The 21,109-nt window shown below is 34.4% G+C and carries 18 protein-coding genes; 17 read left to right on the top strand and 1 reads right to left on the bottom strand.

Translation table 11 applies throughout. From position 1 onward, the window contains the following. Position 1: 1 nt before the first annotated feature. Positions 2-913 carry a gliding motility-associated ABC transporter ATP-binding subunit GldA gene (gldA, locus tag ACTF54_RS09815; RefSeq protein WP_438969251.1) on the bottom strand — a complete coding sequence of 304 codons (912 nt, stop codon included), beginning with the start codon at positions 911-913 and terminating at the stop codon, positions 2-4. 396 nt (positions 914-1,309) lie between these two features. Between gldA and ACTF54_RS09810 the strand changes: the two genes are divergently transcribed. From ACTF54_RS09810 to der, 17 genes are all read left to right on the top strand, one after another. Continuing rightward, positions 1,310-1,927 (top strand): hypothetical protein, encoded by a 618-nt coding sequence (locus ACTF54_RS09810; RefSeq protein ID WP_438969250.1) that lies wholly within the window; start codon positions 1,310-1,312, stop codon positions 1,925-1,927. A 90-nt stretch (positions 1,928-2,017) separates the two neighbouring features. Further along, positions 2,018-2,803: a lysostaphin resistance A-like protein gene (locus tag ACTF54_RS09805; RefSeq protein WP_438969249.1), complete on the top strand. Its 786-nt coding sequence runs from the start codon at positions 2,018-2,020 to the stop codon at positions 2,801-2,803. A 304-nt stretch (positions 2,804-3,107) separates the two neighbouring features. Further along, positions 3,108-3,920: a prephenate dehydratase gene (locus tag ACTF54_RS09800; RefSeq protein ID WP_438969248.1), complete on the top strand. Its 813-nt coding sequence runs from the start codon at positions 3,108-3,110 to the stop codon at positions 3,918-3,920. Then, positions 3,917-5,077 (top strand): pyridoxal phosphate-dependent aminotransferase, encoded by a 1,161-nt coding sequence (locus tag ACTF54_RS09795; protein WP_438969247.1) that lies wholly within the window; start codon positions 3,917-3,919, stop codon positions 5,075-5,077. The genes ACTF54_RS09800 and ACTF54_RS09795 overlap by 4 nt, the downstream gene beginning before the upstream one ends. Then, positions 5,074-5,934, top strand: a complete 861-nt coding sequence (locus ACTF54_RS09790) for a prephenate dehydrogenase (RefSeq protein WP_438969246.1) — start codon at positions 5,074-5,076, stop codon at positions 5,932-5,934. Before ACTF54_RS09795 ends, ACTF54_RS09790 begins: the two co-directional genes overlap by 4 nt. Next, positions 5,924-7,006, top strand: a complete 1,083-nt coding sequence (locus tag ACTF54_RS09785) for a chorismate mutase (protein ID WP_438969245.1) — start codon at positions 5,924-5,926, stop codon at positions 7,004-7,006. Before ACTF54_RS09790 ends, ACTF54_RS09785 begins: the two co-directional genes overlap by 11 nt. A gap of 151 nt (positions 7,007-7,157) precedes the next feature. After that, positions 7,158-8,168, top strand: a complete 1,011-nt coding sequence (gene rsgA, locus ACTF54_RS09780) for a ribosome small subunit-dependent GTPase A (RefSeq protein WP_347197473.1) — start codon at positions 7,158-7,160, stop codon at positions 8,166-8,168. Then, positions 8,165-8,617, top strand: a complete 453-nt coding sequence (gene dtd, locus ACTF54_RS09775; protein ID WP_347197472.1) for a D-aminoacyl-tRNA deacylase — start codon at positions 8,165-8,167, stop codon at positions 8,615-8,617. The genes rsgA and dtd overlap by 4 nt, the downstream gene beginning before the upstream one ends. Then, on the top strand, positions 8,618-8,944 hold the full coding sequence (locus ACTF54_RS09770; RefSeq protein ID WP_347197471.1) for a nucleotide pyrophosphohydrolase: 327 nt from the start codon (positions 8,618-8,620) through the stop codon (positions 8,942-8,944). Between the two features lie 120 nt (positions 8,945-9,064). Beyond that, positions 9,065-11,059, top strand: coding sequence for a hypothetical protein (locus tag ACTF54_RS09765; RefSeq protein ID WP_347197470.1), 1,995 nt, complete (start codon positions 9,065-9,067; stop codon positions 11,057-11,059). A 110-nt stretch (positions 11,060-11,169) separates the two neighbouring features. Beyond that, positions 11,170-12,444 carry a 3-phosphoshikimate 1-carboxyvinyltransferase gene (locus tag ACTF54_RS09760; RefSeq protein ID WP_347197469.1) on the top strand — a complete coding sequence of 425 codons (1,275 nt, stop codon included), beginning with the start codon at positions 11,170-11,172 and terminating at the stop codon, positions 12,442-12,444. A gap of 67 nt (positions 12,445-12,511) precedes the next feature. Next, the gene (gene queA, locus ACTF54_RS09755; RefSeq protein ID WP_347197468.1) at positions 12,512-13,564 is read left to right on the top strand and encodes a tRNA preQ1(34) S-adenosylmethionine ribosyltransferase-isomerase QueA; all 1,053 of its coding nucleotides are present in this window, start codon (positions 12,512-12,514) and stop codon (positions 13,562-13,564) included. Positions 13,565-13,725: 161 nt separating this feature from the next. Beyond that, positions 13,726-16,044 carry a T9SS type A sorting domain-containing protein gene (locus tag ACTF54_RS09750; RefSeq protein ID WP_438969244.1) on the top strand — a complete coding sequence of 773 codons (2,319 nt, stop codon included), beginning with the start codon at positions 13,726-13,728 and terminating at the stop codon, positions 16,042-16,044. Between the two features lie 67 nt (positions 16,045-16,111). After that, on the top strand, positions 16,112-17,152 hold the full coding sequence (gene rlmN, locus ACTF54_RS09745) for a 23S rRNA (adenine(2503)-C(2))-methyltransferase RlmN (protein ID WP_347197466.1): 1,041 nt from the start codon (positions 16,112-16,114) through the stop codon (positions 17,150-17,152). Positions 17,153-17,380: 228 nt separating this feature from the next. Continuing rightward, the gene (locus ACTF54_RS09740) at positions 17,381-18,457 is read left to right on the top strand and encodes a T9SS type A sorting domain-containing protein (protein ID WP_347197465.1); all 1,077 of its coding nucleotides are present in this window, start codon (positions 17,381-17,383) and stop codon (positions 18,455-18,457) included. Between the two features lie 120 nt (positions 18,458-18,577). Further along, on the top strand, positions 18,578-19,555 hold the full coding sequence (locus ACTF54_RS09735; protein ID WP_347197464.1) for a polyprenyl synthetase family protein: 978 nt from the start codon (positions 18,578-18,580) through the stop codon (positions 19,553-19,555). A 143-nt stretch (positions 19,556-19,698) separates the two neighbouring features. Beyond that, complete coding sequence (der, locus tag ACTF54_RS09730; protein WP_347197496.1) at positions 19,699-21,003, top strand: ribosome biogenesis GTPase Der; 1,305 nt, start codon at positions 19,699-19,701, stop codon at positions 21,001-21,003. Positions 21,004-21,109: the final 106 nt, after the last annotated feature.

Here is a 21,109-nt window from a genome sequence, read left to right as displayed (position 1 = left end):
TTTATTCCTTAGTCAATTCACTAAACATTGTCTCCAGATTTTTATTCCTTTTATTAAGAGACAGAATTTTTAATTCGTTATCATGAGCAAAATCAAATACAGCACTGCGCATGTCTTCTTTAGTTTCAAAACGCAATGAATAAATAAAGCCTGGCTCGTTTACAAGATCGGTTACTTCTCTTACTCGGTCGATGCGGTTTAGTAATTCTGGTTCTACTTTGTAGTCAAATTCTACCTCGATGATTTGAGCAGCATCGCTTTTTAGGTTTTTTAAATAGTCGTCTGCCACAATTTTACCTTTATTGATAATGATTACTCGATCGCACATGGCTTCTACTTCTTGCATGATATGAGTAGAAAGTAATATGGTAGTATCTTCACCTACTTTTCTAATAAGCTGCCGTATTTCAACCAGTTGGTTAGGATCTAATCCAGTAGTCGGTTCATCTAGAATTAAGACTTTAGGTTCATGTAGCAAAGCATTAGCCAGCCCAACGCGTTGTTTGTAACCTTTAGAAAGTTCTTGGATTTTCTTACCTACATGAGAAGTCAGTCCAGTTTCCTCGATAACTTCGTCTATACGTTTTTTAGAATCAGTCAGTTTAAAGACATCTGCACTAAAAGAAAGATACTCCTTCACATACATATCTGGATACAAAGGATTGTTCTCTGGCAAATAGCCTATGGATTTTTGTACCTCACGTTGTTCCTCAGTAACGTCATAGCCATTTACAGTCGCGGTTCCTTCGTTGGCATTTAAATAGGTGGTAAGAATGCGCATCATGGTAGATTTACCAGCACCGTTAGGCCCTAAAAAACCGACTATTTCACCTGCTTTGATTGAAAAACTAACTTCGTCCAGCGCTTTTTGCTGCCCGTAATATTTGGATACTTTGCTTACTTCTATAGACATAAGGTAAAGATATGAAATGATTAGTAGTGTGATAAGTATTTTAACTTTGCTTTCGCGAAAGCTAATTATTATAACAACCTCATCTTAAAATAAATAATATTATTAAAACTACTGCAAATCAAACGATTGTCCGAATGTTTATTTCATTACGTACCGGGATGAATTTTGCTTTATTTTGGGTGATTCGTTGATATTAATTGGTGCAAAAAGTGGGTTAATTTTCAACATTTCATTAACGCATCGTTAAAAATTTGTAAAAATCAACTTTTAAATTACCATTGGTTCGGTTTATTTCGTTTTTTTTTTTCTTTTGTTGTGACTTGCAAGTTAAAAAATTCCCCTGACGCGTTATGTCGAAAAGCGATACGAGTAGACATTATCTATTAAATTTATTTTATGAAAAAGTATTTTAAAGTATTTTCATTTTTATTTTTTGGAATTTGTTTTTTAACTATAAGTTGTTCAGATGAAACTACTTTCGAGGATTCAACAGCCAAAAATAATTTAGAGGAATTCAACCTGCAGCTGAGTCTAGAGGACAAAACATATTTGTTAAATAATCAAGGAAATATATTGATGAATCCTGGAGAGATAAATGAATATGTTAAAATCTCTATCCTTCCTGAGGATATGTACACGGATTTAGAATCTTCCACAAATAATCATCTAGTTTTTAACTATTCAAAAAGTTCTAATGATCAAATTCACATATCGGATTTCAACTCTGACAAGACTGAGTTTGATCTAACTGTAATTCGAGATGGAGAGACTATTGAAATTGGTCGAGTAGTCTCAAATTCACCTTTTACCGCTAAGTGTGGAACTAGTCCTAGATGCTGGTGGGCAGTAGTAACTATTGCAGTAGAGGTCGTTATTGACTCATTCGATGATGAGATAAATTGTTCTCAAAATGCGGTCACTGCTTGTGGGGAGGGAAATGTTGATTCCGTGCAATCTCTTTATTCAGAAACTGTAATTGGTGAGGTAGTCGGTTGCAGCATTAAATGTAAATAATTGACCATACATTCTATTTACAAATCTAAATATGAACAGCCTATTCTTATAGGCTGTTCATTGCTGTTTATAACTTTAGGAGCTTTTGCAATGATTTTTTTTAAAAATGAGTATGCAACTCCTATAGGACTTCCAGATATTTCAAATTCTTTATTATTTTTTATTGCTTGTATTATAATGCCTGCCATAGAAGAATTTGGTTTTAGAGGCTTTATATTTAAAAACAACTATTTGAGTTTTTTATCAATTTTGTCTTTATTAATTTTCTTTGTTTTTCTTCAAAATTTTATAATCATTGCAGTAGTTGTGGTTTTATTAATTTTACAAATCGTTAGACTCAAATACAAAATATCTGTTTCCTATCAGCTTGTAATTTCCTCTTTTATTTTTGGTTTAGTGCATTATCAAATTCCTTACGAAAATATAAGTGTTGAAAATATACTTCCTGTTTTCTTTCATTCTGGGATGGGACTAGTTTTTGCTATAGTTTTTGTAAATTATGGTTACTTGAGATCATTTATAGTACATACTATTTATAACAGTATAATTTTTGTGTTCGTGATTGCTTCAGAAGATAAAAAATTGTTTGAAGTAATGGATCAAACAGAAACCATACAATATCATATTAAGGAGTTGGAACAAATCCCCAACAAGCTGCTTCTTTATCAAAGAAAAGATAGCACTGGTTGTGAAAGTTGTAAGATTAAAGAATATTTGACAGTTTATGGAAACGATATTTACAACAACGAAACTTATCGTCCTTTAAAATCAAATACTAAATACGATCTTCTTTTCAAGAGTGAGGAAATAGATCTAAACGATTCTGATAATCCATTAAAGATTCTAGAAGAGCACGGATTAATTGTTCCAAAATAATAATCTAGATGTTCTTTTTCCCTTTAAGGGTTTGGAAAATACTTAATTGTTCCGCTTTCGCGAAAGCGAGATCATAAACGAACTTACTATAACCATAGAGTTTTAATTCTTCTATAAAAATTGCTAAAAAACTATCAATTTAAAGAAATCTATTTTACTTTAGCAGCTTATTATGACAACAAACAATTATTTCTGGTACGGATTTTACTTCTATTTTATAGAAGCAAGGACGCTATTGTAATAATTGAAATTTATACAACACAATAAAGTCCTGATCTAATCAGGACTTTTTTTTTACTAAAAAATGAAAGTAGCCATACAAGGAATACGAGGTTCTTACCATCATCAGGTGGCAACGCAGCTATATCAAAATCTGGAATTATTAGAATGTTCTTCATTTGATCAGTTGGCACTTGCGGTTTCAAATCATGAAGTTAAAACTGGCATCATGGCTATAGGTAATTCCATCGCTGGAAGTATTTTACCTAATTATGGATTAATCAAAGAACATGACTTAAAGATTACAGGAGAATATTATTTAAATATCCAGCACCAACTCATGGCATTGTACGACCAGGAAATTATGGACATTAAAGAAGTGCAATCACATCCTATGGCATTATTACAATGCAAATCGTTTTTTAGAAAGTATCCACATATTAAATTAGTAGAAACCGATGACACAGCCGCAGCCGCTCTTAGAATTTCTGAAGAAAAGAAACGTGGTGTTGCTGCGATTGCAAGTAAGCATGCAGCACAATTGTATGATCTTAAGATTTTGAATGACGATGTGCAAGAAGTAAAAAATAATACCACACGATTTGTTGTACTAGAGGCTAGAGAAAGGATAAATAATGAAGCTAACAAAGCGACGATTAATTTTACTGCCAGTCATGAATCTGGAAGCCTTGCCAAAATATTGACTAAACTAGGAGAGCTGCACATCAATCTTTCAAAAATCCAATCGGTTCATATTATTGAAAAACCATTTCTATTCTCATTTGTGGCAGATCTGGAGTTTGAGAATTTGAAGCAGTTTGAAGAAGCACAATTAGAAATAGGAATACTCGTAGAATCCATGAAAATTCTTGGAGTTTATAAATCACACACGCTATGATACAAACAGCTACAAGACTTGATAGCGTTCACGAATACTATTTTGCGACCAAACTGCGCGAAGTAAGAGCTTTATCAGATTCAGGAAAACCAATTATCAATGCTGGAATAGGTAATCCTGATTTATTGCCGCCAGATCATGTCTTGCCTGCACTTGCTACAGCGTTACAAGATCCCAAAGCACATGGTTACCAGAGTTATCTAGGGTTGCCAGAGTTGAGAGCTGCTATGGCTGGTTTTTATAAAAAACAATATGAGGTTACTCTTGATCCAGCAACAGAGATTATTCCTTTAATGGGAAGTAAGGAAGGTATTTTACATATTTCTATGGCTTTTTTAAATGCTGGAGATCAGGTGCTAATTCCAGATCCTGGTTATCCTACTTATGCTAGTGCGTCCAGATTATGTGAAGCTATTCCTGTTCTTTATGATCTCAAAGAGGAAAATAATTGGTTACCAGACTTTGATGCCTTGGAACGATTGGATTTAAGCAAAATAAAAATTATGTGGATTAATTATCCGCACATGCCTACTAGTGTGGCAGGTTCAAAAGAATTGTTTGAAAAACTAGTCCGCTTTGCAAAAAAGCATGATATTCTACTCGTTAACGATAATCCGTACAGTTGTTTGTATGAAGATGGATTAAGTATTCATCAAGTTGGTGGTTCCAAAGAAGTGGCGTTAGAATTAAATTCTATAAGCAAGACTTATAACATGGCTGGCTGGCGAGTTGGAATGCTCAGTGGAAATGCTAGTTTGCTGAAAGAAGTTCTCAAAGTAAAAACAAATATGGATAGCGGCATGTTTTACGGTATTCAGCATGGTGCCATTGCTGCTTTAAAAACAGACAATAGCTGGTTAGAAAACCAAAATAAAATCTACAAAGCTAGAAGAGCTTTAACCATGCAGCTCGCCAAAACTTTACATCTAAAACTTCAGGAACAAGACGGTGGTTTATTTCTTTGGTGTAAGTTGCCAGATGGAATGAAAGACGATAAAGTTTTTGTAGATAAGCTATTGCATGAAAATGATATTTTCATCGCGCCAGGAAGTGTTTTTGGAAAGAATGGAGAAGGATTTGTGCGATTTTCGCTTTGTGTGGAGGAAGAAATGATCAAAGAAATGATCGATAGAGTTTCTAAAAAGGTAGCGTTATGAAAAATATTTCCCTTATTGGAACTGGATTGATAGGTGGCTCGATGCTTAAAGATTTACGAGTTCATTATCCGCAGGCTGTTTTTTATGGTATAGATCAAAATATTGCTCATGCTCAAAAAGCAAAGCAAAACGGAATTATTGATGAGGTAGCAAACCTTAGCGATGTTTCTAATGCAGATTTGGTTATCATTTCCATCCCAGTAGATGCTACTTTAAAAGTTTTGCCTCAGGTACTCGACTTAATTAATGAACATGCACTTGTTATAGATGTAGGTTCTACTAAAGAAGCGATTTGTAAGAGTGTAGAGAGTCATAAAAATAGAAGGCAATTTCTTGCGGCACATCCCATTGCGGGAACAGAATTTTCTGGACCTGATGCTGCAATTGCAAATTTATTTGTCAAGAAAACGCTAATTGTATGTGAGGTGGAGAAAACGACCTTTAAATTGCAAGAATTGGCAAACGAGTTGTTTGAAAAGTTGCAAATGCGTGTAAGATACATGACGCCAGCAGCACACGATAAGCATATTGCTTACGTGTCACATTTATCACATATTTCTAGCTTTATGTTAGGCAAAACAGTGATTCAGGAAGAGGTCAATGAGCGTGATATTTTTGATCTAGCAGGCAGTGGTTTTGAAAGTACGGTAAGACTGGCAAAGAGCTCACCAGCGATGTGGACGCCTATTTTTGCACAGAATAAAGAACATGTGTTAGCTAGTCTAGATGGATATATTGAGAATTTATCTCGCTTTCGCGAAAGCGTAAAAAACGATGATCACAACGCCATATATAAGGATATGGAAGAAACAAATAGAATAAAAACGATATTGAAAGGAATTGAAAATGGAAAATAATAAAGAATTTAGAACCTGGTTAGATGATCATAAATTAGAACATCCTATTGTCATCGCTGGTCCTTGTAGTGCAGAGACAGAGGAGCAAGTGTTGCGTATAGCACATGAATTAAAAGATAGTGATGTTACTTATTTGCGTGCAGGAATCTGGAAGCCTAGAACGCGTCCAGGAAACTTTGAAGGAGTAGGAGCGATAGGTTTAAAATGGTTGCAAAAAGCCAAGGCAGAAACAGGATTGTTAACCGCAACTGAGGTTGCCAATAGAGCTCATGTAGAACTAGCTTTAGAACACGACATCGATCTATTATGGATAGGCGCACGATCTACCGTAAGTCCATTTATCGTTCAAGAAATAGCAGACGCTTTAAAGGGAACGGATAAAGTAGTTTTAGTCAAAAACCCAGTAAATCCAGATTTGGCTCTTTGGATAGGAGCTGTAGAGCGTTTTCATACGGCAAATATTAAAAATCTAGGTGTGATTCACAGAGGTTTTTCTACTTATGGGAAATCAAAATACCGTAATATTCCAGAATGGCAAATTGCTGTAGATTTTCAAACACGTTTCCCAGATATTCCTTTGATATGCGATCCATCTCATATTACTGGAAAAAGAGATATGATTTTTGAAGTTTCACAAACGGCACTGGACCTTAATTATGACGGTTTAATGATTGAGACGCATTATGATCCTGATAATGCGTGGAGCGATGCAGCCCAACAAGTAACGCCAGAAACATTGCTGCAAATTTTTCAAGACTTGCGTATTAGAAAAGAGCAGGATGATGAAGCAGGTTACCAATCTAAACTAGGTGTTTTAAGAGCTCAAATAGACGTAATCGACACTTCTATAATAGAAACACTCGGTAAAAGAATGAAGACTGCAGATGCTATCGGCGCATTAAAAAAGGAACGTAATGTTGCCGTTCTTCAATCTAAAAGATGGAATGAGATTTTAGGTAAAATGATTCTAGCTGGAGAAGAACAAGGTTTGAGCGAGGAATTCATTTTAAGAGTATTTAAAGCGATACATCAAGAATCTATTATTCACCAAGAGAAGGTGATTAATAGTTAAAATGTCATATTCATAGGTGCAGACTTAAGTCTGTACCTATGAATATTTTTCTTAGAAATTGACAGCATACTTACTTCTACCATTTATTATAGTTCTCAAGTCACTTTTAAAAGCCTTAAATTTGTTTTATGCAAAAATCTTCAAATAGTATATGACAGGTATCGTTTATAGATCAACAGGAAGTTGGTATGAAGTAAAAGGTGCTGATGGTGCGTTTTATTCTTGTCGTATAAAAGGGAAGTTCCGTTTAAAAGGAATTAAGAGTACAAATCCAGTTGCTGTAGGCGATCAAGTAGATTTTGAGATTGAGAAAAAAGGAGATGAAGAAATAGGAATCATTAACGTGATTCATGAACGTGATAATTACATCGTACGTAAGTCCGTAAATCTTTCTAAACAAACACATATAATTGCTTCAAATGTAGATCAGTTGTTTTTACTGGTCACATTGAATAATCCGCCTACGTTTACCTCTTTTATAGATCGAGTCCTCGTAACTGCAGAGGCTTATCAAATTCCGGTAATTCTTGCATTCAACAAGGTAGACACTTATAATGATGATCAAGGAGAAGTGATGATCGATCCAGAAACTGGAGAAGAATTACTAACTATGACTGAGCTGGATGAGGTACGTTACTTAATGAGTTTGTACAAATCTATAGGTTATGAGTGTATAGCGATAAGTGCAGAAACTGGTAAGAATATTGACATCATTAAAGAAAAGATGAGAGATAAGACCAGCATGTTTGCAGGTCATAGTGGCGCTGGAAAAAGTACGCTTGCTAATGCTGTACAACCAGGATTACAATTGAAAACAAAACAAATTTCTGAACAACACAAACAAGGACAACACACAACTACGTTTGCAGAGATGTTTGACCTAGATTTTGGCGCGAGATTGATTGACACGCCAGGAGTTAAAGGTTTTGGTGTGGTAGATATGGAAAAGGAAGAAATCGGAGACTATTTCCCAGAAATTCATGAGTTAAAACAAGGCTGCAAATTTCATAATTGTATGCATATAGAAGAGCCTAAATGCGCTGTAAAAGATGCGGTAGAAAACGGAGAAATGGTGTTGAGTCGTTATGAAAGCTATGTGCAAATCGTTAATGGTGATGAAGATAATTACCGTCAGGATAAACACCAGTTGCCACAATCATGAGAGTAGTATTACAAAGAGTAAGTGAGTCTAGTGTAGCTATTGATGGTTCTGTTCACGCTGCGATAGGCAAAGGATTGCTTATTCTATTAGGAATCACTCATGGTGATACTCAAGAAGATATCGATTGGTTAGTAAATAAAATAATAGGAATAAGAATCTTCTCTGATCAGGATGGTAAGATGAGTCTTAGTATTCAAGATATTAAAGGTGAACTTTTAGTTATTTCACAATTTACGTTGTTTGCTAGCACAAAAAAAGGTAATCGTCCTAGTTATATCGATGCTGCTAGACCAGAGGTAGCTGTTCCTTTATATGAAGCTTTTTTGGATGCGCTTTCGCGAAAGCGGAATAAAGAAATTAAATCTGGAGTATTTGGAGCAGATATGAAAGTTCAATTAATAAATGATGGTCCTGTGACTATTGTTATGGATAGTAAAAATAGAAACTAAATGAGCCTAAAAAAATCACAAGAGCAAGTAGACGAGTGGATCAAAAACCATGGAGTTCGTTACTTTAATGAGCTCACTAATATGGCACAGCTTACAGAAGAAGTTGGTGAGGTGGCACGTATTATTGCGAGACGCTATGGAGAACAAAGTGAGAAAGAAAGTGATAAGAGCAAGGATCTAGGAGAAGAGCTTGCAGATGTTATGTTTGTAGTGCTATGTCTTGCAAATCAAACAGGAACAGACCTAGAAGCGGCGTTTAATAAAAAATTAAAAATTAAGACAGAGCGTGATCACGACAGGCATCATAATAACGAGAAACTAAAATAACTTAATATTTTAATAAAGATTTATAGCTTTAATAGAAGCAGCTGCTGTATCTTAAAGGTTATTGATGTTGAAAGAAGAACTAATTAAGTTATTCATTAAAAAATCTCGAATCATAGCTCCATGAAAAATATCCTTCTTATACTTTTATTTACCGTGACAAGCGGCCTTTGCCAAGAAATAGATCTAGAGTATGGAAAAGTCAGTCTCACTGACTTTAAAGTAAAGTCAAAAGATACTAGTAAAGTTCATGATGCTCTCTTAATATTAAATAATGTATCGGTCAGCTTTGTTTCTGGTTTTCAATATGTTTCAATTCATCAAAGAATTAGAATTGAGTCGATTGACGGATTAGAATATGCAAACCAACAAATTGATCTTTTAAAATATGCAGAAGATGGCGAAGAGATAGTAGCTTTGAAAGGAGCTACGTACAATCTAGACGATGAAAAAATTACAACTTCAGTTTTAAATGATAAAGAGTTACTGTTACAAAATTTAGGCAGTAATACAAGTTTTTTTAGCTTACCAGATGTAAACGTAGACTCTGTAATAGAGATTTTTTACGTAATTAAATCTCCATTTATTAAAATTGAAGATATCGCTTTGCAATATGAGATACCGATTATCCATCTAGACATATTGTTGCAACTCCCAACTTATCAATCTTATTATATAGAAACAAATCCTTTAGCTCATTTCCAAATTGACTTTAATAAAAAAAGTGTTGATAAGGGACTAGACGTTTTGAATATTAACAAAGAGAGTAGTAAGTATCTAGTTCGAGATACACAGTTTCAAAGAATAAAATCAAGTGGTAAACCTATAATTTTTTCTATGAAAGATATTCCTGCTTTCTCACTAGAACCATTCTCTGGAGAGTTAAATAAGTATCAGGCAAAATTAATATTCAGTCTTGCAGATGGATTTGATACGAACTATCAAACACGGATTGAATCTTTTAAATCTTCATGGAAAGAAGTTGCTGGATATTTAAGCGGTACGGATGATTTTGGAGATGAATTGCGGTCTTCAAGATTTTTTAGAAAAGAATTAGAAAATGCATTAGAAGGCGCTACAGATGATGAAAACAAAATCTCTAAGACCTTACATTTTTTAAAGTCAAAAGTCAAGTGGAATGACGAGTATGGCATTTTTACGGATCAAGGAGTTAAAAATGCTTACAGAAATGGAAACGGTAATGCAGCAGAAATTAATTTGTTGCTAACCAGTATGCTTAATCAATCTGGTATTGAAGCATTTCCAGTAATTGTCAGTGCCACAGATAACGATACTCCTTTATTTCCAACAATTGATGGGTTTGATTTTGTTATAGTTCAAGCTAGGATTAATAAGGCTACTTTTCTTTTAGATGCTACAGAAGATTATTTTAATTTGAATAGGATACCTCAAAGAGCTGCTAATAGAAAGGGAATGCTCATTAAAAAACGTGGTGACTTTCAATGGATAGATCTCACTTCAAATAAAATACAAAAGGAGACTACTTTACTAAAAATGACATTGGAAGATAGTTTTGTAGTGAAAGGTCAGGGAAATAAAAAGCTAGAAGATTATTTATTATTAGATCCTAAAATGGTTCAAGTAAATTCTAGTGAAAATGCTATTAAAGATTTCCTTACAAATAACACGTTTGGTCTGGAAGTAAGTAATGTGGAAGTAGATGGATTAGAGAATTTATCTCAAAATATCACATTCAAGTATGAGCTAGATTATATAAACGCCTTTGATAAGATAGATGATAAAATATCTTTCCAACCTTTAATGAATGAAGTGCACTTCAAGGATATAGTAGACCTAGAGATTAGGACAACTCCTTTAGAATTGTCACAACCTGTTGAAAAAACTGTCATTGTAAATATTGAAGTTCCTGATGGTTATGTACCGGTACATCTACCAGAGAGTATGAAAGTTGTTTATGGAGAAGGAATAGGTTCTTATTTCTATAGAATAGGTTTTAATAATAATATTGTTTCAACTGTAGCAACATATACCATGAATACCTCGATCATATTGCCAGAAAATTATGAAACCTTTCGTCAATTTTTTAAAGCTGTTTTAGAGAAAGATGCAGAGAAGGTAATTTTAGAAAAAGAATAGATGTTTCATTAAGTAAATGGGACACAAAGATTTATTAAGTAAATCGATATTTAATTTAGGCAGTCTATTAAAAAATATCAGATGACATTATGCTCTGAAAATTAACAAACATGGATTTAAGATTAACACAAGTTATACACCCTAAAAGTGATATTTCATTGACCATAACAGGTTCTAAAAGTGAGAGCAATCGTTGGCTTATTCTTCAGGCACTATATGGTCAATTAAGTATTGAAAACTTATCAGATAGTGATGATAGTGATCACCTTAAGGAGGTTCTTCAGAGCACAGCTTCTACTCTGGACATAGGTCATGCAGGAACTGCCATGCGTTTTGGAACCGCATTTTTTGCGATTCAAGAAGGAAAAGAGATTATACTTACTGGTAGTGATAGAATGAAGCAACGTCCTATAGGTATTCTAGTAGAAGGGCTCAACAAGTTAGGTGCAGATATCAGTTATCTAGAAAAAGAAGGGTTTCCACCATTAAAAATTAAAGGGAAGAAGTTAAAAGGTGGTAAGCTTTCTATTAACGGAAGCGTTTCTAGTCAGTTTCTTACGGCATTATTGCTTATTGCCCCTAGTTTTGAAAATGGCCTTGAGCTTTACATCACGGATCAACTCACTTCTAGACCTTACCTCGAAATGACTTTAGGTATTTTACAAGAAATGGGTGTTCAGGTCACTTTTGAATCTGTAACAGCTACTTTACAAAACACATATGCTATTAATGAACTAGTTAAGATTGAATCATTACCAGAAACCATTATTAATACTGCAACAGTGGAAAGTGACTGGAGTAGCGCGGGATATTGGTACAGTTGGGTGGCTCTTCAGGAATCTGGTTATAAGATGTCTTTGTCGCTATTTAAGGAAAAGTCTCTTCAAGGTGATAGCGAGTTAGTTCAAATCTACAAACCCTTAGGAGTAAAAACGACATTTCATGAGCAAGGAATTACCATATCTAAAATAGATCAACAGCTACCAGATATAGTAATGCTAGATGTAACAAATGAGCCAGATCAGGCACAAACCATTTTTGCCACATGCCTTGGGTTAGGTATCAATGCCCATTTAACAGGTTTACATACACTTAAAATTAAAGAGACAGATCGTATTGAAGCTATGAAAATAGTGGGTTCTCGCTTTCGCGAAAGCGAGATCACAACAACAGACCATTCTATACACCTTCATTTTGCATCTCAAAGTGATTTTAATAAAGAAGTCATGGTAGATACGTACCAAGATCATAGAATGGCGATGGCTTTTGCGCCGCTAGCGATGAAAACAAATGTGATTATCAAAGACGCGATGGTTGTTACAAAAAGCTATAAAAACTTTTACAAAGACATGAATAAGGTAAATGTAACGATTACAGAAATTTAACTGTAAAATTACTTGACAAGGCCTATACTCAAATTGTATATTTGCAACTTATAATAAAAATTAATTAATGAAGTTATCACAATTCGGTTACGACCTACCAGAAGATCGCATCGCAAAACATCCTGCAGAAAATAGAGATGAGTCTAAATTGATGGTTTTACATAGGAAGACCGGTGAGATTGAACATAAGATGTTCAAAGATGTGATTGATTACTTTAGCGAAGATGATATTTTCGTTTTTAACGATACTAAGGTTTTTCCTGCCAGGTTATATGGTAATAAAGAAAAAACTGGTGCGAGAATCGAGGTTTTTCTTCTTAGAGAATTAAATCCAGATACTAAATTGTGGGATGTTCTTGTTGATCCTGCAAGAAAAATTAGAATTGGTAATAAATTATACTTTGGTGATGATGAAAGTCTAGTTGCTGAGGTAATAGATAATACTACATCTAGAGGACGTACATTACGTTTTCTTTATGACGGTAGTTATGAAGAGTTCAGACAGGCGTTAAAAGATTTAGGAGAAACACCTTTACCTAAAGAATTAAATAGAGAAGTAGAGCCAGAAGATGAAGAACGATACCAGACTATATTTGCTTCTAAAGAAGGCGCTGTAGCAGCTCCAGTTGCGGGACTTCACTTTTCTAGACATCTCTTGAAGAGGTTAGAAATTAAAGGTGTAAAGATGACTTCTGTTACTATGCACATAGGTTTGGGTACTTTTTCGCCAGTTGAAGTAGAAGATCTATCAAAGCACAAAATGGACAGTGAGCAGGCATTTATAACTAAGGAAACTTGTGATGTTGTAAATGAGGCTATAGATAATAAAAGAAAAGTTTGCGCAGTAGGAACTACTACTATGCGTACTTTAGAAAGTGCTGTTAGCAGTAATGGGCGTTTAAATACATTTGACGAGTGGACTAACAAATTTATTTTTCCACCATATGATTTTACGATAGCTAATTGTATGATTACTAATTTTCACCATCCTAAATCAACACTAATGATGCAGGCTGCTGCTTTTGCTGGATATGATTTTCTAAAAAAAGCTTATGAAATCGCTCTCAAGGAAGATTATAAATTTAGCACCTATGGAGATGCCATGTTGATCATTGATTAAAAAAAAACTCTTAAAAAGCCTCAAGATTTACTTGAGGCTTTTTTTTTGACTATTTTAATCATAGTAGATGGCAGTTTAAAAATAATCAATTATAAATATTAAGAATTTTAATATTAACTTTTTATTATGAGTTGCTTATATTGCTAAAAAATTTTATTAGAATGAAAAAAACAGCCTTTTTATTAGTCATTTTCATTGTGCAAACCGTAAGTGCTCAAACACAGGTTACTGGCCCAAATCCATTATCTTGGAAGCTTTCTAACTCTTACGATGCTAAGATTGAAAAATTTTCAAATGTCCCTTTTGATCAATTAGCAAAGGAGGACGCTATCAACGACCTGGATAAAAGTATTCCATGGAGATTTGGTTATGACTTCCCTGTGAATATAGATCCAGATACTCATGGACAAAAAATCGTTTTAGATAATGGAGATCAATTATGGAGAGTTAGAATACAATCGCCAGGCGCTCGAACTATAAATATTTTCTTTGATTGGTTTGATTTACGACCAGGAGCTTGGATGCGAGTTTCAGCTTATGATCAAAGTGATTTATCCAAAGTTTTTACCTACGAACAAAACAACATAAACAAGGCTATTGGTATCTGGCCCATAGAAGCTGATGATGTTTGGGTCGAGTTTTTTGAGCCTAAGGAAATAATAGGTCAGAGTAGATTAGAAATAGGGAATGTAGTTCATGGATATCGAACTACAGAAGATTATAAAGAAGCAAAAGCTCTTAATGATTCTGGAGACTGCAATCAAGATGTAAATTGTGATATAACTCCTCCAGGAGCAGACCCATTTAGCATAAACGACGTTAAAGAAGATGTGAAGAAAAGTGCCGCAATGTTGGTAACAGGTAATACAGGATTTTGTTCTGGTGCATTAGTTAACAATACAGCAAACGATGGTGCGCCTTTATTTATGACAGCAAATCATTGTATGGGTGGAAGTGTTGCTGGTTGGGCGTTTAGATTCAATTGGAGAAGTACTGTAGCTCAATGCTCCACTACACAAGGAAGTATTTCAGGTTCATTTGATCAAACAGCAAGTGGTGCGCAATTATTAATGAATAGTAGTGAAAGCGATATGGGACTTGTAAGGATTACCGATACAGGATTCTTTAACTCTAATCCTGATGTGGTTTGGGCTGGTTGGAATAGATCTAAAGTAACTACTCCAGCTATAACTTTCGGTGTTCATCATCCTAGTGGTGATATACAAAAGGTTTGCAGAGATGATCAAGGTGGTGTTCGTAACACAAGATCATTTAATGGAAACCCTAGTACAGAAATGTGGTTGATCTCTGATTGGGACTTAGGGGTTACAGAGCCTGGTTCTTCTGGTTCTCCATTGTTCAATGAAAATGGTGAGATAATAGGAGTTCTTTCTGGTGGTGCAGCGGCCTGTGTTGGAACCAATGATAACAATCGTATTGATTATTATGGAAGAGTAGGAGTAGGATGGGATTTTGGAACTACAGACAGCACTAGATTAAGTAATTGGTTAGATCCTTCTAATACTGGACAGGAGACTTTAGGACAATTTCCTCCATTACAGGTTTTTGCAAACGACGCAAGTGTAGTAATAGAAAATGTGCCTGAAGAAGTATGTGAAGATAGCTTTGTTCCTACAGTGATCATAACAAATAGAGGTTCTTCTCCTATAACTAGTATAGACATAGTTTACTCTTATTCGAGAACAGGTCCATTTACGGTAATTGATTATGTTGGTAATATCCCTCAAGGATTAAGTGATACGGTAAATTTGCCTTCTAATCCGGTGACAGGAAGTGGTACCTTAACGGTACGATTAGAAAATCCAAATGGTGTTCCAGATCAAAATGGAATTGATAATTTAATTTCAGTTAATTTTCAACCTAATAATTCTCCGTCATTTGTTGCAAATAGTACCGTTTCATTCAATATATTAACTGATAATTTTCCAAATGAAACATCTTGGTCGGTAACAGATAGTTCAGGAGCGATTGTAGCTTCTGGAGCAAGAGGTTCACTACCTGCAACTGCAACTTCCTATAGTAGACCGTTTAATATCATACAAGGAGAATGTTATGAGTTTACTATAAATGATTCTGAAAATGATGGGATATGTTGTGGATTTGGTCAAGGTAATTATAATCTAACCACAGATACAGGATCGCAAATTATATCTTCTACTGGTAATTTTGGTGCCTCTCAAACCACAGCATTTAGAATCACAAGTACTGCGGGAATAGATGAAGAAATTAAGGATTTTATAAATATTTATCCTAACCCATCATCTGGAATTTTTAATGTACAATCAGAGATAAATGATGTTACTTATTCTATTTACGATCTAGCAGGGAAATTAATCGAATCTGGCAAATTTGATTCTAGAACCACTCAAATAGATATAAGTTCTGTTTCTAAAGGGCTTTACTTTTTGAATTTATCAAATGGTGATTTTGAAGTGGTTAAAAAGCTATTGAAAAAATAATAATTAAGAATAATACCTAACGCGTTGCAAGATCTTGTAATTTTGCAACGCGTTTTTATATACTATTTTGAAAGAAAAGAAGAAAGATATTAGAGCCCTAACAAAAGAACAATTAAGGGATTTTTTTGTGGAAAGTGGAGAAAAGGCCTTCAGAGGGAACCAGATATATGAATGGTTATGGAAGAAAGGTGCGCATTCATTTGATGCAATGACTAACCTGTCAAAGGAAACTCGTTCCTTTCTTGAAAATCATTTTACCATAAATCACATTTCGGTAGATGATATGCAAAGAAGTCAAGATGGAACTATTAAAAACGCTGTGAAATTACATGATGGGTTAACGGTAGAATCAGTTTTAATACCTACCAACACTAGAACAACTGCATGTGTGTCTTCTCAAGTAGGTTGTAGCTTAAATTGTGAGTTTTGTGCAACTGCTAGACTAAAGCGTATGAGGAACCTTCAGCCTGATGAAATTTATGATCAAGTTGTTGCTATAGATCAACAAAGTAAGTTGTATCACAATATACCTTTATCAAATATTGTTTTCATGGGAATGGGAGAGCCACTAATGAATTATAATAATGTTCTCAAATCTATTGAAAAAATTACAAGTGAAGATGGTTTAGGAATGTCACCTAAACGTATCACACTTTCTACAAGTGGAGTTCCTAAGATGATGAAGAAACTTGCTGATGATGGTCCTAAATTTAACCTCGCTTTATCATTACATAGCGCGATAGATGAAAAGCGTACTAAAATAATGCCTTTTAACGAGCAATTTCCATTGTCAGATATAAAGGAAGCTTTGAAATATTGGTACAAAAAGACTGGTACTAGAGTAACCTATGAATATGTAGTCTGGAAAGGAATTAATGATACACAGGAAGACGTACATGAGTTAATTAAGTTTTGTAAAGTAATTCCTTGTAAGGTTAATATAATTGAATATAATTCCATTGATGACAATCGTTTTGAACAGGCCAGTCCTGAAGCTATTGAGATGTATCAATACCAATTGGAGCGCAATCACATTGTTGTCAACGTAAGAAGAAGTAGAGGTAAAGATATAGATGCTGCTTGTGGACAGCTGGCAAACAAGCATTAAAAACAGTCTTATATGAATAGCTAAAGAAACACTGCAAATAGTTCCTTATTTTCTGTTTTACAATCATATTTTATATTAACTAATTGATAATCAGTTTTTTGATAAAAAAAATTGTAAACTCTGTTTTTAAACTTTAATAGTCCTCATAAGTTAAACATTTAACGTTTTAACAAATTTTTTTAGATACCTGTACTAATTTTGTTATTTTTACTATTAAATTTTTTTACAATGAAAAAAACTATACTTTTTTTAAGTGCTTTTGCACTTACCATTTCTGTTTCTGGTCAAGTACTAGAATCAGAAAATTTTAACGCACTTACTGTTGGAGATGTCGGTACCGTATTTGATGCATCTGCTCCAGGACAAGGTAATTTTCTGACTTTTGCTAACAACGGAACAGCTACAGCAAACGCGAGCACAAATGCTGGTAATTCTAATTTTCAAATAGCTTCTGCAGGACCAGGTAACAATGTGTTTAATCTTACTTCACCTAATGCTGTTGGTGGCGTTAGATTTATGTGGAAAGATGGTGGTCTAGGTACTCAATGGTCTTCTAGAACAGCTGGAAATGATGTCATAGAGATAGAGTATACATTTGACACAGGCGCAGCAACAACTAGTAGAGGTAACCTAGGTGTGCGTCTATATAGTGCAGCTGGAAATGCGATTATTGGATTTGGGTATAATACAGATACTAGAGTTTTAAGCGGTCTTGCATATTTAAATAACGGAGGAACACCAGGTACCTTCAATATAAACCTTGCCACTGGTGGATTGGTCTTAAACCAAAATACTTCGTACAGAATAGGTTGCTCTTATAACACAACAACTGGAGAGGTTTTGTGGAAAACAGATCCTGCAGTTGGAAGTAGTGGTCTAGGAGCGGCTTTTTGGATTCCAAATCAAACGCCAGATGAGTTAGATTTCGTAGCTTTTGCTAATGCAGCTAACCCTAGCGCAACTCCTCCAACGGTTGATAATACAAGTGCAGCTACAATCAGTTTTGAAGGCTATTCAGTAGAAGCAGTAGTTACTAGTGACCTACTTACCACTGGAGAGGAATCCTTAAATGACGTAACTGTAAACGTTTATCCTAATCCAGCAACAGATGTTTTAAATATCACAAGTAGTGCACAACAATTTACTTCTGTGAATATTGTAGATCTTAACGGTAGATTAGTAAAATCTTTTGAGGTTGAGTCTAATGTTGTAAACGCAAATATTCAAGACCTAAAATCTGGATTATATATAGTTAATATTTCAAATAACGAAACAACTATTTCTAGAAAGTTTATTAAAGAGTAATTTTAAGGACTTGATAAGATATTGAAAAGGCCATCTCAAACGAGATGGCCTTTTTTTTAACTCTAAATCTTAAGTTATAGCTTATAGTTTAAAATACTACTATGAGTATATTTGCATTAGATGAAAATAGCTGAGCAAATAAAGGAGCCTATCGCTCATGAAATGGAACTTTTTGAAAAGAAGTTTCATCTTTCTATGGCCTCTCGTATCGCATTACTTAATCGTATTACTCATTTTATTGTAAACCGTAAGGGTAAACAGATGCGTCCTATGTTTGTGTTTCTAGTAGCAAAAATGGTAGGCAATGGACTGGTGAATGAACGTACTTACCGTGGTGCATCTGTCATAGAACTTATTCATACCGCTACTCTTGTACATGATGATGTGGTAGATGATAGTTTAAAAAGAAGAGGTTTCTTTTCTGTAAATGCCTTATGGAAAAATAAAATAGCTGTTCTAGTAGGTGATTATTTACTGTCTAAAGGTTTACTTCTTAGTATAGATAATAAGGACTTTGATTTGTTACAAATCATTAGTGTTGCAGTACGTGAAATGAGTGAAGGAGAGTTGCTTCAAATTGAAAAAGCAAGACGTCTCGATATTACAGAAGATGTTTATTACGACATCATACGCAAGAAAACAGCTACTTTAATCGCTGCCTGCTGTAGTTTAGGGGCATGCTCTGTAGATCCAGAAGGTAAAGATGTAGAGAAAATGCGCAAATTTGGTGAACTTATAGGCGTTGCTTTTCAAATTAAGGATGACCTTTTTGATTATGGTAACCAGCGCATAGGTAAGCCTACCGGTATAGACATTAAGGAACAAAAAATGACTTTACCACTTATTCATAGCTTGAATACGGCGACTCCTAAGGATAAAAAGTGGTTGATTAATTCGGTCAAAAAACACAACCGCGATAAAAAACGAGTTAGAGAGGTTATTGATTATGTAAAAAATAATGGTGGTTTGGATTATGCGATAAAAGCTATGTACCAATACAAACATGAAGCCTTAGAAATCTTGAATACCTATCCAGAATCTGAGTATAAAGATTCTTTATTAATGATGGTTGATTATGTGATTGATCGTAAAAAGTAAAGCTCTTCTAATTTACTTCAAATGATCGACTCATTTTGTGATAGTTACGCTTTCGCGAAAGCGGATTTATTATCAAACATCTTATCATAACCTACTGCTCTAATAATCAATAAAAAACTACCTTTGCAAACGCAAAAAATGCCATCATGAGTATAGTAGCAATTGTAGGAAGACCTAATGTAGGGAAGTCCACTCTTTTTAATCGTATGATTCAAAGAAGAGAGGCGATCACTGATTCTGTAAGTGGAGTAACTAGAGACAGACATTATGGAAAAAGTGACTGGAATGGAAGAGATTTCTCTCTTATCGATACCGGTGGTTATGTAATAGGAAGTGATGATGTTTTTGAAACAGAAATAGATCATCAAGTAGAACTGGCTATTGATGAGGCAGACGCTATTCTATTTATGGTAAATGCAGAAGAAGGAATTACTCCTATGGATGAGGATGTTGCAAAATTATTGCGCAAGGTTACCAAGCCTGTTTTTCTAGTGGTAAATAAGGTTGATAATAACCAGCGCGAGCAGGATGCCTATGAATTTTATAATCTAGGTTTAGGTGAGTATTATTCTATTTCTAGTATGAATGGTAGCGGTACGGGAGATTTATTAGATGATGTAGTAAAGGTATTGCCAGAAACGGTAGAAGAAGAAAAGGATGATTTACCTCGATTTGCAGTAGTAGGAAGACCTAATGCAGGTAAGAGTTCTTTCATTAATGCTTTAATAGGAGAAGAAAGATATATTGTTACCGATATTGCAGGAACCACTCGCGATTCTATTGATACTAAGTACAATCGTTTTGGATTTGAATTTAACCTGGTAGATACAGCTGGGATTAGAAGAAAGAAAAAAGTACGTGAAGATTTAGAGTTTTATAGTGTCATGCGCAGCGTAAGAGCTATCGAACATGCAGATGTTTGTATCTTGATGTTAGACGCGACTAGAGGTTTTGACGGTCAGGTTCAAAATATATTTTGGCTTGCAGAACGTAATCGCAAAGGAATAGTGGTTTTAGTTAATAAATGGGACCTTGTGGATAAGGAAACCAATACTGCTAAAGAATTTGAGGCACAGATTAGAAAAGAAATGGAGCCATTTACTGATGTGCCTATTGTATTTATTTCTGTATTAAATAAACAACGTATTCACAAAGCCATTGAAACGGCGGTAGAGGTTTATAATAATCGTTCTAAAAAGATAAAAACCAGTCAATTGAATGAAGTATTACTTCCATTAATTGAAAAATATCCACCACCATCTTTGAAAGGTAAGTTTGTTAAGATTAAATTTATTACTCAGTTACCTACACCTCAACCACAGTTTGCTTTTTTCTGCAATTTACCGCAATACGTGAGAGATGCTTACAAAAGATATTTAGAGAACCAGTTGAGAAAGCACTTTGATTTTCATGGTGTCCCGATTAGTGTTTACATGAGAAAAAAATAATATTTAATCTAATTTTTTTTAAAGCATCCTTTTTAGGATGCTTTTTGTTTAGAAGCATTTTATATAGGCAACCGTTAACTTAAATTATCTTAATATAATTGTGGTA

The sequence above is a fragment of the Nonlabens sp. genome, assembly GCF_965657255.1.
Classification (GTDB): Bacteria; Bacteroidota; Bacteroidia; order Flavobacteriales; family Flavobacteriaceae; genus Nonlabens.
Note: the sequence above shows the minus strand (reverse complement) of the source record. Positions and strands in the feature narration are given on the sequence as shown.

Excerpts from the sequence above, each read along its gene's own strand:
- ACTF54_RS09750 (WP_438969244.1), top strand. The coding sequence starts at position 13,726 with ATGAAAAAAACAGCCTTTTTATTAGTCATTTTCATTGTGCAAACCGTA.
- queA (WP_347197468.1), top strand. The coding sequence starts at position 12,512 with ATGAAGTTATCACAATTCGGTTACGACCTACCAGAAGATCGCATCGCA.
- ACTF54_RS09805 (WP_438969249.1), top strand. The coding sequence starts at position 2,018 with ATGATTTTTTTTAAAAATGAGTATGCAACTCCTATAGGACTTCCAGAT.
- gldA (WP_438969251.1), bottom strand. The coding sequence starts at position 913 with ATGTCTATAGAAGTAAGCAAAGTATCCAAATATTACGGGCAGCAAAAA.
- ACTF54_RS09770 (WP_347197471.1), top strand. The coding sequence starts at position 8,618 with ATGAGCCTAAAAAAATCACAAGAGCAAGTAGACGAGTGGATCAAAAAC.
- ACTF54_RS09760 (WP_347197469.1), top strand. The coding sequence starts at position 11,170 with ATGGATTTAAGATTAACACAAGTTATACACCCTAAAAGTGATATTTCA.
- dtd (WP_347197472.1), top strand. The coding sequence starts at position 8,165 with ATGAGAGTAGTATTACAAAGAGTAAGTGAGTCTAGTGTAGCTATTGAT.
- ACTF54_RS09800 (WP_438969248.1), top strand. The coding sequence starts at position 3,108 with ATGAAAGTAGCCATACAAGGAATACGAGGTTCTTACCATCATCAGGTG.
- ACTF54_RS09790 (WP_438969246.1), top strand. The coding sequence starts at position 5,074 with ATGAAAAATATTTCCCTTATTGGAACTGGATTGATAGGTGGCTCGATG.
- ACTF54_RS09810 (WP_438969250.1), top strand. The coding sequence starts at position 1,310 with ATGAAAAAGTATTTTAAAGTATTTTCATTTTTATTTTTTGGAATTTGT.
- ACTF54_RS09795 (WP_438969247.1), top strand. The coding sequence starts at position 3,917 with ATGATACAAACAGCTACAAGACTTGATAGCGTTCACGAATACTATTTT.
- ACTF54_RS09740 (WP_347197465.1), top strand. The coding sequence starts at position 17,381 with ATGAAAAAAACTATACTTTTTTTAAGTGCTTTTGCACTTACCATTTCT.
- ACTF54_RS09735 (WP_347197464.1), top strand. The coding sequence starts at position 18,578 with ATGAAAATAGCTGAGCAAATAAAGGAGCCTATCGCTCATGAAATGGAA.
- ACTF54_RS09785 (WP_438969245.1), top strand. The coding sequence starts at position 5,924 with ATGGAAAATAATAAAGAATTTAGAACCTGGTTAGATGATCATAAATTA.
- ACTF54_RS09765 (WP_347197470.1), top strand. The coding sequence starts at position 9,065 with ATGAAAAATATCCTTCTTATACTTTTATTTACCGTGACAAGCGGCCTT.
- rsgA (WP_347197473.1), top strand. The coding sequence starts at position 7,158 with ATGACAGGTATCGTTTATAGATCAACAGGAAGTTGGTATGAAGTAAAA.